The sequence below is a fragment of the Microcystis sp. M113S1 genome, from assembly GCF_020246945.1.
Taxonomy (GTDB): Bacteria; Cyanobacteriota; Cyanobacteriia; order Cyanobacteriales; family Microcystaceae; genus Microcystis.
Genome location: NZ_JADBSA010000009.1, coordinates 1 through 10,920, shown reverse-complemented (window position 1 = coordinate 10,920; position 10,920 = coordinate 1). Strand labels below are relative to the sequence as shown.

Annotated in this window: 12 protein-coding genes; 11 read left to right on the top strand and 1 reads right to left on the bottom strand. The window is 44.0% G+C overall.

The window, feature by feature from the left end; genetic code table 11:
- From IM319_RS00725 to recQ, 9 genes are all read left to right on the top strand, one after another.
- Positions 1-174: IS1 family transposase (locus tag IM319_RS00725; RefSeq protein WP_287734266.1), on the top strand; the 174-nt coding region annotated here is incomplete at its 5' end.
- 72 nt (positions 175-246) lie between these two features.
- Positions 247-1,272, top strand: a complete 1,026-nt coding sequence (locus tag IM319_RS00720) for an aldo/keto reductase (protein ID WP_287734265.1) — start codon at positions 247-249, stop codon at positions 1,270-1,272.
- Positions 1,269-1,676 carry a gamma-glutamylcyclotransferase family protein gene (locus IM319_RS00715; RefSeq protein ID WP_287734264.1) on the top strand — a complete coding sequence of 136 codons (408 nt, stop codon included), beginning with the start codon at positions 1,269-1,271 and terminating at the stop codon, positions 1,674-1,676. The genes IM319_RS00720 and IM319_RS00715 overlap by 4 nt, the downstream gene beginning before the upstream one ends.
- Before the next feature lie 59 nt (positions 1,677-1,735).
- The gene (gene psb35 / locus IM319_RS00710) at positions 1,736-1,936 is read left to right on the top strand and encodes a photosystem II assembly protein Psb35 (RefSeq protein ID WP_150977892.1); all 201 of its coding nucleotides are present in this window, start codon (positions 1,736-1,738) and stop codon (positions 1,934-1,936) included.
- Positions 1,937-2,190: 254 nt separating this feature from the next.
- Positions 2,191-3,549 carry a ribosome biogenesis GTPase Der gene (gene der / locus IM319_RS00705; RefSeq protein WP_286826112.1) on the top strand — a complete coding sequence of 453 codons (1,359 nt, stop codon included), beginning with the start codon at positions 2,191-2,193 and terminating at the stop codon, positions 3,547-3,549.
- A 3-nt stretch (positions 3,550-3,552) separates the two neighbouring features.
- Complete coding sequence (locus IM319_RS00700) at positions 3,553-4,428, top strand: energy-coupling factor transporter transmembrane component T family protein (RefSeq protein ID WP_287734263.1); 876 nt, start codon at positions 3,553-3,555, stop codon at positions 4,426-4,428.
- Positions 4,418-4,636 carry an ATP-binding protein gene (locus IM319_RS00695; protein ID WP_158199999.1) on the top strand — a complete coding sequence of 73 codons (219 nt, stop codon included), beginning with the start codon at positions 4,418-4,420 and terminating at the stop codon, positions 4,634-4,636. Before IM319_RS00700 ends, IM319_RS00695 begins: the two co-directional genes overlap by 11 nt.
- 216 nt (positions 4,637-4,852) lie before the next feature.
- Positions 4,853-5,464 (top strand): DUF3318 domain-containing protein, encoded by a 612-nt coding sequence (locus IM319_RS00690; RefSeq protein WP_287734262.1) that lies wholly within the window; start codon positions 4,853-4,855, stop codon positions 5,462-5,464.
- 115 nt (positions 5,465-5,579) lie between these two features.
- Entirely contained in the window at positions 5,580-7,691 is a 2,112-nt protein-coding gene (gene recQ, locus IM319_RS00685) for a DNA helicase RecQ (RefSeq protein WP_287734261.1), read from the top strand.
- A 156-nt stretch (positions 7,692-7,847) separates the two neighbouring features.
- Here the strand turns inward: recQ and IM319_RS00680 are convergent, their stop codons facing one another.
- A complete protein-coding gene (locus IM319_RS00680) occupies positions 7,848-7,988 on the bottom strand; it encodes a hypothetical protein (protein ID WP_002760440.1) in 141 nt (46 codons plus the stop codon).
- Between the two features lie 697 nt (positions 7,989-8,685).
- On the opposite strand from IM319_RS00680, the gene atpD reads away from it, so the two are divergent.
- A complete protein-coding gene (gene atpD / locus IM319_RS00675) occupies positions 8,686-10,134 on the top strand; it encodes a F0F1 ATP synthase subunit beta (RefSeq protein ID WP_287075583.1) in 1,449 nt (482 codons plus the stop codon).
- A gap of 74 nt (positions 10,135-10,208) precedes the next feature.
- Positions 10,209-10,625, top strand: coding sequence for an ATP synthase F1 subunit epsilon (gene atpC, locus IM319_RS00670; RefSeq protein WP_287734260.1), 417 nt, complete (start codon positions 10,209-10,211; stop codon positions 10,623-10,625).
- The last annotated feature ends 295 nt before the right edge of the window (positions 10,626-10,920 follow it).

Sequence of the window (10,920 nt, the reverse complement as noted above, 5' to 3'; positions counted from 1 at the left end):
GTTGGTCAAGAAACTGGTCAAACTAATCCTATTGAAAGATTAAATAATACTCTTCGACAAAGAATTTCTAGATTGGTCAGACAGAGTCTATCGTTCTCCAAAAAAATGGATAATCATATCGGGGCTATCTGGTATTTCATATACGACTACAATGCCCAATTGGCAAGGCATTAAGCCCCATCACTACTATCGAATCACCACCTACGGCGGTGAGGATGTCAAATTTAGCCAATTAGGAGACTTAAATTGCGTTACAAACTTTTAGGTAATAGTGGTCTGCGAGTTTCCGAACTATGTCTAGGAACGATGACATTCGGGGAAGATTGGGGTTGGGGGTCGGATAAAGAGGAAAGTCGGGCGGTTTTTCGGGCTTTTGCGGAAGCGGGCGGCAATTTTCTCGATACTGCTAATCTCTACACTAACGGAACCAGTGAAACATTAGTGGGGGAATTTGTCAAGGGCGATCGAGAAAAATGGGTAATCGCCACGAAATATTCTCTCAACACGCGACCCGGCGATGTCAATGCTTGCGGAAATCATCGAAAAAACCTCTTTCAAGCGGTAGAAGCTAGTTTAAAGCGTTTAGGTACTGATTACATCGATTTACTCTGGCTTCATCTTTGGGACTCTCTCACTCCTATCGAAGAAGTGATGCGCGCTTTCGATGATTTGGTCAGGATGGGAAAAGTGCTTTATATCGGCATTTCTGACAGTCCTGCTTGGATTGTCTCCCAAGGGAACACCCTGGCCACCCTGCGGGGATGGACACCCTTTATCGGACTACAAATAGAATATTCTCTCAAGGAACGCACCCCCGAACGGGAATTATTGCCCATGGCCAAAGCATTAAATATCGGTGTGACCGCTTGGAGTCCCCTGGGAGGAGGAGTTTTAACAGGAAAATATAATCAACCCAACCCCGTCGATGGACGTTTAAGCATGACCGACCAACCTTTTCAAATTTTTGATCGCGATTTAAAAATTGCCGAGACTGTCCTAGATATTGCCAGAGAAATTGAGAAATCACCGGCACAAGTGGCATTAAATTGGCTAAGAAATCGCCCTAACTCCGTAATTCCTATCATTGGCGCTCGAAAATTGTCCCAATTGCAGGATAATTTAGCCTGTGTGGATTTTAACCTGACTGGGGAACAACTGCAACGACTCGATAATATCAGCGCCATTTCCCTTGGTTTTCCCCACGAACTTTTAGCCAGTCAATTTGTTCGCGATATCCTATTAGGAGGAGTAGCGGCACAATTGGAGCGATGATGGAAGTCTTTGTTTATGGAACACTGAAACCTAAGGAGAGTAACTATTCTGCCTACTGTGCGGGAAAAGTGATCAACTCTAAAACCGCCTACACAAAGGGGCATTTATATCATCTTACCGCCCTCGGTTATCCCGGACTGACCGAGGGGGATGGCTGGGTGAAGGGAATTTTATTGACTTTTAACGCAGATTATGATATTGGGCTTTTGGATGGTTTGGAAGATTATCAACCCGGCAGATATCCAGAAGAAAACGAGTATCAGCGTCGCAGAATTTCTATTTATAATCTAGAGCGAGAATTGATCGGCGAAGCTTGGGGATATATGATGACACCAGCAAAAATAGCTTTTCATGGCGGTATTTGGCTGCCTTCCGGTTGGTGGACCAGTAGCGATCGAGAATAGGGATGAGGAGGCCGATTCTGTTAAGATATACAAATTAAAAGCTTAATCGTGAAAAAATTATGTATCTACTCCTAGAAGTGGCCAGTGGCAAATTCCCCGTTTATTTTGTAGCAGTTTATGTGGTCGGTTTTCTCGCTGCTGTCACCATCGGTTCGATCGCTTGGTACAATTCTAAACGCCCGGTCGGTTGGGAAGATGCCCAAAGACCCGATATTATCCCCGAAGTGAAGACAGAGGTGGATTCTGATTCTCAATCCTAGAAAAAGGCAGTGATCAGTTATTTTAGCCGTCAGCTTTTTCTCCCTTCTCAACAGTTATAAGGTTGGTTAGGATTGACCATTGCCTTGGCACAAGGGACTAAAGACCTTGTTAGTCGGTGATTTCAGGCATTTGGCTCCCTATTTGCTGCCTAAACGTTTACACACTTAAGAGAAACGCTGTCAATCAACCAAGTTCGATCGCAAATCGCTATGATAGAATATTGGGTCTTTAATTTTCGCCCTCTCCTCCCTTTATGAAACTGCCTGTCGTCGCTATTATCGGTCGTCCCAATGTGGGCAAATCCACCCTCGTCAATCGTATCGCTGGAGATCAACAGGCGATCGTTTTCGATCAACCCGGGATTACCAGAGATCGCACCTATCAACCAGCTTTCTGGTGCGATCGAGATTTTCAAATTGTCGATACAGGGGGGCTAGTTTTTAACGATGACAGCGAATTTCTCCCTTTAATCCGCGAACAGGCTTTAATCGCCCTAGCAGAGGCAAGTGTGGCGATTTTTGTCGTCGATGGGCAAGGGGGAATTACCGCCGGCGATCGAGAAATTGCCGCTTGGTTACGACAGCAAAATGTACCGATACTTTTGGCCGTCAATAAATGTGAATCGGTGGAACAGGGTATCCTGCAAGCGACGGAATTCTGGGAATTAGCCATCGGTGAACCCTTCCCCATCTCGGCCATTCACGGCTCTGGTACAGGAGAACTACTCGATGCGGTGATTAAATATTTGCCACCTGCGGCGGAAATTCCCGAAAATGAAGAAATTAAAGTGGCAATTATCGGTCGTCCTAACGTGGGTAAATCTAGTCTCCTCAATGCTTTAACCGGACAACAACGGGCGATCGTTAGTCCGATTTCGGGAACCACCAGAGACTCGATCGATACTTTAATTGAACGAGAAGGACAGGTTTATCGGTTAATTGACACCGCTGGCATTCGCCGTAAGAAGAATGTGGACTATGGAGCCGAATTTTTCAGTATTAACCGTGCTTTTAAGGCAATTCGCCGGTCTGATGTGGTACTATTCGTCATCGATGTGCTAGATGGTGTCACCGAACAGGATTTAAAATTGGCAGGACGAATCATTGAAGAAGGGCGCGCGGTGGTGCTAGTAGTCAATAAATGGGATGCGGTGGAGAAAGACACCTACACTATCAATACTTATACCAAAATGCTCCAAGATCGGCTGTATTTTATGGATTGGGCAGAAATGATCTTTGTCAGTGCCATGACGGGGCAAAGAGTCACCAAAATCCTCGAATTAGTCGATATTGCCGCCGAATCTCACCGTCGTCGCGTCAGTACCTCGGTAATCAACGATGTGATCGAAGATGCGGTGAAGTGGCACAATCCCCCCACCACCAGGGGCGGAAAACAGGGGAAACTATACTATGGCACGCAAGTATCGAGTCACCCCCCCACGATCGCCCTTTTTGTTAACGATCCCCAGCGCTTTAATGATAACTATCGCCGTTACATCGAAGGGCAATTCCGGCAACAGTTGGGCTTTAAAGGAACCCCGATCCGCTTAATCTGGCGCGGCAAACCGGCGCGAGAAGTGGAAAAAACGGTTAATAGAGCCACCAAGGTCTAATTTATGGATTTATTGCGAAGTTTGCCCATCGGTCTTTATCTCGATCAACCGATTACCCGACTACATCAACTAGATGCCAGGGTAAAATTTATCTGGTTAATGACTTTTTTAGCAGCACCTTTATTAGCTAATGCTTGGTGGCGTTTAGCTTTGGTGGGATTGTTAATGTTGTTAACCCTGCTGGCACCTATTCCCCCCCGCGTCTGGCGGCAACAGATGGGCTGGCTGATATTTTTAGCGATTATCGTCTTTCTGATTACCGCTATCACTCCCGATGGTTTAGCGGTGAGTATTCAGCCGCGTTTACCCGATGAAGGGCTGAATTTACCGCCAGCAAGTGATTATCAGTATGTTTTATGGGATAGAGGTCGTTTATTTGTTACCCGACGTTCTTTGGAATTAGCAGTGAGAATTAGTACCTTAGTTTTTACTTTAATTTATAGCACTAATCTCTTTTTGTTGACGACAGCCCCGGAAGAAATTACCGAAGGTTTAGAGAATTTAATGAGTCCTTTACGGCGATTTCATGTGCCGGTGACAGAAATTTCTCTGACTCTGACCCTCTCTTTGCGCTTTATTCCTCTGGTTTTAGAAGAAGTCCAAAATCTAGCTAGGGCAGTGCGAACTAGGGCGATCGATTGGCAAAAATTAGGGATTAAAAGAAGTTTAAACGTCTGGTTAACAGTAGTGGAAAAATTACTAGATAATTTGCTTTTGCGCGCCGAACAAATAGCGATCGCTATGGAGGTTCGCGGTTTTACCAGTCCCAATCAGCATCAAGTGCGCTGGCACCAATTACAGTTAAGATGGGCTGATTTTATCGCTTTATTTTTGTTAATTCCCTTTTGGGCAGCCCGATTAGTTTGGGGTGGTTTATAGCAGTTATCAGTTATCAGTTAATAGACCGGGTATCGCCCCCGAATATCAAGGAAAAATTTTTGAGCGAGATCAAACCGAAAATACAGACATAGGTCTATCAATTGTCAAAAAAATTCTTGATAATCAAGGAGAGAGAATTTGGATAGAATCCCGCTCAGGTGAAGGGGCAAGTTTTTATTTTACTTGGCATAAAAATTCTCCTAGTTAGCTTATAATTAATCGTGCAAAATTGAATACTAAATCCTGTGGAAAAGGTATAGCAGAGTAGGGAGAAGCGATTTTTGCTCCCCTTGTCCCTTCCGTCGGCAAACCCCGGCGTTTTTTCTATCTTAACAAAACTCAACTTTGAGAAAATTGTCGGAAAAGAGATATTAGCTCAGAAAGCGATTATACTCAATGATCGAAGACTATTGGCTGGCGATCGATGAACCAAGACAACGAGATTAGTCATTTACTAGACCTCATGCCTGCTTCGGGACGGATGATGACGCGCATTGTCAGCAAACCCGAAAGCACCAAGGTAATCGAAACTAATTTTCCCCTACCTTGGCAAAGAGGGGTCAGACCAATTCAAATTAATTTTGACCTCTGGCGGCAATTATCAAGATCCCAACGGGATCTAGTCTTGTTACGGGCCGTCTCTGTTTTAACGGCAGTAAAATGGTTTAAACCCGATCTCGATCGAGTAATTGCTCTAGCTGGTATGATCGGTTTAACCGTGGAAACCCTGCAAACCGATGCCGTCGGTATGGCAGTAGCAGGGGGTTTAACTGCCTTGGCAATTAACCGGATTTGGCGAGAAAAACGCAGCCCCCAACGGGAATTAGAGGCAGATGAAGCGGCCCTAAAAGTGGCCGTTAGACGCGGTTACACGGAAACCGAGGCCGCTAAGGGTTTATTATCGGCTATTGAGACTATAGCTGAAATTGAGGGGCGATCGAGTCTCAATTTTAACGAGTTATTGCGCTGTCAAAATCTGAAAAAATTAGCCAATCTCTCCTTTGTTGGTGTTCCCGATCAGGTGAGACAATCTTAAAGTCAGTTGTTTTGGCTATCAGCTTTCTTTTTACCGATCGCTGATTACTGACTACTAATTACTTAAATCCCTAACCTTAAAATAACTACTATAAAAATATTTTTCCCCTTGCTCAATGGCTGCAATTGACTCTTTAGAAAAAGCCTTAAAATATCACTTTGGCTACGATCAATTTCGACCGAATCAACGCCAAATAATTGAGGCTGCTTTAAATAATCAGGATTTATTAGTAATTATGCCTACCGGAGGCGGTAAATCTCTCTGTTTTCAGCTGCCTGCTTTAATCAAAAAAGGGGTGACGGTGGTGGTTTCTCCTCTAATTGCTTTAATGCAGGATCAAGTAACTGCCTTAGCTGATAATGGCATCGGGGCAACATTTCTCAATAGCACTTTAAACGCTAAACAAGTCAGAGAAAGAGAATCTTTAATCCTGCAAGGAAAAATTAAACTGTTATATGTCGCCCCAGAAAGATTATTATCGCCTAGTTTTTTAGACTTTTTAGCTGTTATTGATAATTACCTCGGTTTAGCCTGTTTAGCGGTAGATGAGGCACACTGTGTCTCCGATTGGGGTCATGATTTTCGCCCTGAATATCGACAAATTAAACAAGTTCGTCAACGCTTTCCCTCCGTGCCAATTCTGGCTTTAACTGCCACCGCTACCCAACAGGTTAGAGAAGATATTATCCAACAATTAGGATTGCGAGATACTTCCATTCATATTGCTAGTTTTAATCGTCCTAATCTTTATTATGAAGTTCAACCTAAAACCAGTAAATCTTATCAGCAATTGTATCAATATATTAAAGGACAAAAAGGAGCAGGAATAGTTTACTGTATCAGCCGCAAAACCGTCGATAAAGTTGCAGAACAGTTACAAAAAGATGGTATTAATGCCCTACCCTATCACGCGGGTATGGAGGATCGGGAAAGAAGTAAAAATCAAACCCGTTTTATTCGGGATGATGTGCAGATTATGGTGGCAACAATTGCCTTCGGTATGGGGATTAATAAACCCGATGTGCGCTTTGTCATTCATTACGATTTACCCCGCAATTTAGAGGGATATTATCAAGAATCTGGCCGTGCGGGTAGGGACGGAGAACCAGCTAAATGTACCCTCTTTTTTAGCTTTGCAGATGCCAGAAAAATTGAGTATTTTATTAACCAAAAAACCGAGCAAAATCAACAACAGAAAGCTCGTCAACAATTGCGACAGGTGTTAGATTATGCTGAAGGGACTGAATGTAGAAGATCGAGCGTACTAGGTTACTTTGGAGAAAGTTTTGCGGGTAACTGTGGTAACTGTGATAACTGTCGGAATGGTACAAATAACCAGGATTGGACGATCGAAGCACAAAAATTTTTATCCTGTGTGGCGCGGACGGGACAGAAATTCGGTATGATGCACATAATCAACGTACTGAGGGGAGGAAAAGGTGAAAGAATCATCCAATATCAACATCATTTATTATCTACTTATGGCATCGGTAAAGATAAAACTGTGCAGGAGTGGAAACGTTTAAGTCGTTCCCTTGTCCAGCAAAATCTATTAGTAGAAACTGAAGACGATTTTAGAATCTTGAAACTTAATCAACACAGTTGGGAAGTGATGCGGAAACAACGTTCCGTATTTATTGCCGTCCCCCAAAAAGCTAACGGTCAAATCTTGGGAGACGACAATCCCAATACGCTGGAAAGTGATTTATTATTCGATCGCTTGCGGCAACTGCGGAAAAAAATTGCCGATAGTCAAGGGGTGCCTCCCTACGTTATTTTCCATGATTCTAGTCTGCGTTTGATGGCCCAATCAAAACCCCGGAGTTTAGGGGAGTTTCGTCAAATTTCTGGAGTAGTACAAAGCAAGGTACAACAGTATGGGGATATATTTATAGCGGCAATTAATGATTTTTGTCAGGATAGTCTTCCCTCTACTCAATTGCTCACTCTCCAATACTATCAAGATGGGTTGAATGCGGAAGAAATCGCTCGCAAAAGAAGCTTAAAGGTCTCAACAATCTATGAACATTTAGCTAAATTGCTGGAAGCGGGTTACGAAATTGATATTAATCAGTTAGTCTCTAAAAATAAACAGGAATATATTCGTTTAGTGATCAAAAAAGTGGGCGATCGATCCCTGAAAACTCTCAAAGAAAATCTGGGAGATAATTATAGTTATGAGGAAATTAAATTAGTTGTTGCTTGGCAAAGACGACCCCGGCAATAAGGGCAGAGGAACTCTTTTGATGCAACCCGCCACTTTACAGGCAATAGGCAATAAATAATCAGTTTTTAATAACCGGATTTAGTATTACAATCAGTGGGTTAATCGGCTCAAAAATTGCTTTTTCTGGGGTTGAAAATGTTTCAACCCCGATTTTTATCATCCAGGAAAAATAACTTCTAGGGGAGCGGGAATCATCTCGCTACGAAAGTCGAGAATCTGGACTAGGATTAAATAGGCAACGGCGATTAAAATCGAAATTGCTCCCGTGATAATAGCGATAATTTTAGCAGAATTCATATAGTTAACCGTTAATTTCCTGAGATTGCCGCAAAAGCTACCGAAATTTATTCTCATCTACGATTGCGAGCCTAAACAATTTAAACTGAATATATCTTACAGCACAATTATCCGAGGCGATCAAGAGGAGGAAAATCTTTACCGAATGAAGGTTAGTTACGGTTAAAGAGATTTTGCCATCAGTTCCACGAAAGAATAGGGTTTATCAGCTAGGAGAACATTCAGAATTTTGACTAATCCCGAACTGAGGTTCAGGTTGAAACCCAGTTTGACAGGAGATAGTTCTTGTGGCTCAAGACATAGACTAAAATCTATGGTCAAGCTTAAGATCATTTGTTAATTGAATCTATGCAACCAGCAAAACCCTTGCTATAATCGACAATATATGGTAATAGACCAATTCCATCCACTGCATCGGCATCCTCAAAGTTGATCAACCTCGCTTTGTTTTAAGGTAGGCTAAGGCCTGCCTTACTTTTTATCGGTGATCAGTAACCAGTAAGCAGAAAATTGCCATTTAATACCGAATCAGCGATCAGACTGTCCACGGAAAACTCAAATCTGATCACTGGTGACTGATAACTGATAACTGATCTGATCCCCTAGCGTGATAAGCTGAGTATTGGCTAATTTTACAAAAAATTAAGACTTTCCCCTTGTGGGAGTTATCAGCTAAAACCCAGAGTAGACATAAACAATGGTAGCGACAACAGAAACTAACGTTGGTAAAATCGTCCAGATCATCGGTCCTGTCATCGATGCCGAATTTCCCAGTGGCAACCTGCCCCGTATTTATAATGCCTTAACCGTAAAAGGAACCAACTCCGCCGGTCAAAATTTATCCGTTACTTGTGAAGTACAACAGTTACTCGGTGACAACCAAGTGCGCGCCGTTGCCATGAGTACCACCGATGGTTTAGTGCGCGGTATGGATATCGTCGATACTGGCGCAGCGATTAGCGTTCCCGTGGGTAAATGCACCCTCGGTCGGATTTTTAACGTTCTTGGTGAACCCGTGGACGAAAAAGGACCGGTTAACGTCATCGAAACCTCTCCTATTCACCGTCCCGCTCCCAAATTAGTTGACCTTGAAGTAACACCGACGGTTTTTGAAACTGGTATCAAGGTAATTGACCTGCTCACCCCCTACCGTCAAGGGGGCAAAATCGGCCTCTTTGGGGGTGCTGGTGTGGGCAAAACCGTCATTATGATGGAATTAATCAACAATATCGCCATTCAACACGGTGGTGTCTCGGTTTTTGGCGGTGTGGGTGAAAGAACCCGCGAAGGAAACGACCTCTACAACGAGATGATCGAATCGAAGGTAATCAACGCTGATAACCCCGAAGAATCGAAAATCGCCCTCGTTTACGGTCAGATGAACGAACCCCCCGGAGCGAGAATGCGCGTCGGTCTCTCCGCTTTGACCATGGCCGAATACTTCCGCGATGTCAACAAGCAAGACGTACTCTTATTTATTGATAATATCTTCCGTTTCGTGCAAGCTGGTTCGGAAGTATCGGCGCTCCTCGGTCGGATGCCTTCTGCGGTAGGATACCAACCCACCCTCGGCACTGACGTAGGCGACCTGCAAGAGCGGATTACCTCCACCAAAGAAGGATCGATCACTTCCATCCAAGCAGTCTATGTACCCGCGGATGACTTGACTGACCCCGCTCCCGCTACTACCTTCGCTCACTTGGACGGAACAACTGTACTATCCCGTGGTCTGGCTTCCAAAGGTATCTATCCGGCAGTAGATCCCCTCGGTTCCACCAGCACCATGCTACAGGCCGATATCGTCGGTGATGAACACTACGGCACCGCTCGCGCCGTCCAATCTACCCTGCAACGCTATAAAGAGTTACAGGACATCATCGCTATTCTCGGTTTAGACGAATTGTCGGAAGAAGATCGTCTCATCGTTGACCGCGCTCGCAAAATTGAGCGTTTCCTCTCGCAACCTTTCTTCGTGGCCGAAGTGTTCACCGGTTCTCCGGGTAAATACGTTACCCTCGCTGATACGATCAAAGGCTTCCAGATGATCCTCAAAGGTGAACTCGATAGCTTACCCGAACAAGCGTTCTATATGGTCGGCAATATCGATGAAGCGATCGCTAAAGGCGAAAAACTCAAAAAAGGCTAATTAAAAGTCAGTAGTAACCGCGTTTAGCGGTTACTAAACCCAGAAATCTGCCAAAATTATCGTTATTATCACCCATGAGCATTACAGTACGGGTTATTACACCCGATCGCATTGTCTGGGATAACGTGGCCGAAGAAGTAATCCTACCCAGTTCCACGGGACAATTAGGTATTCTTAGCGGTCACGCTCCTTTATTAACTGCCCTGAATATTGGCGTAATGCGAATTCGACCGGGGAAAGACTGGGAAAATATCGCAGTTTTGGGCGGTTTTGCCGAAGTCGAAAATAATGAGATCAAAGTCCTCGTTAATGGGGCGGAATTAGGCTCAAAAATCGATAAAGACAAAGCTCGCGCCGAATACGAACAGGCCCAAACCCGTCTCGATGAAGTCAGTAAAGGGGATGACCGTCGCAAAACTATCCAAGCGCAACAATCATGGCGCAAAGCTCGCGCTAGATACCAGGCCGCAGGCGGTTTAGTCTCGGTTTAAACCAAACCAAATCAAATTAAAGCAAAATCGGGCGGGTTTATATAAACCTACCCGATTCTTTTTCAGTTATCAGTTATCAGATTTGAGGTTTCAGTGAATAATGTTAAGTAGGGTCTGCTGAAAAAGTTTTTCGGTGGGGGTTGGGGGTTGGGGGTTGGGGTGTGGGGTTTTACCCATTTTCAGGTGGTCAATTACCTAATTTTCAGGGAAAAAGTCCCTGAATTTTCCCCCCAATCACTCCAAGGGTCGGCACTTTTTGAGGGAAAAAAAGTCTAAAAACCTTGTTGGATAAGGT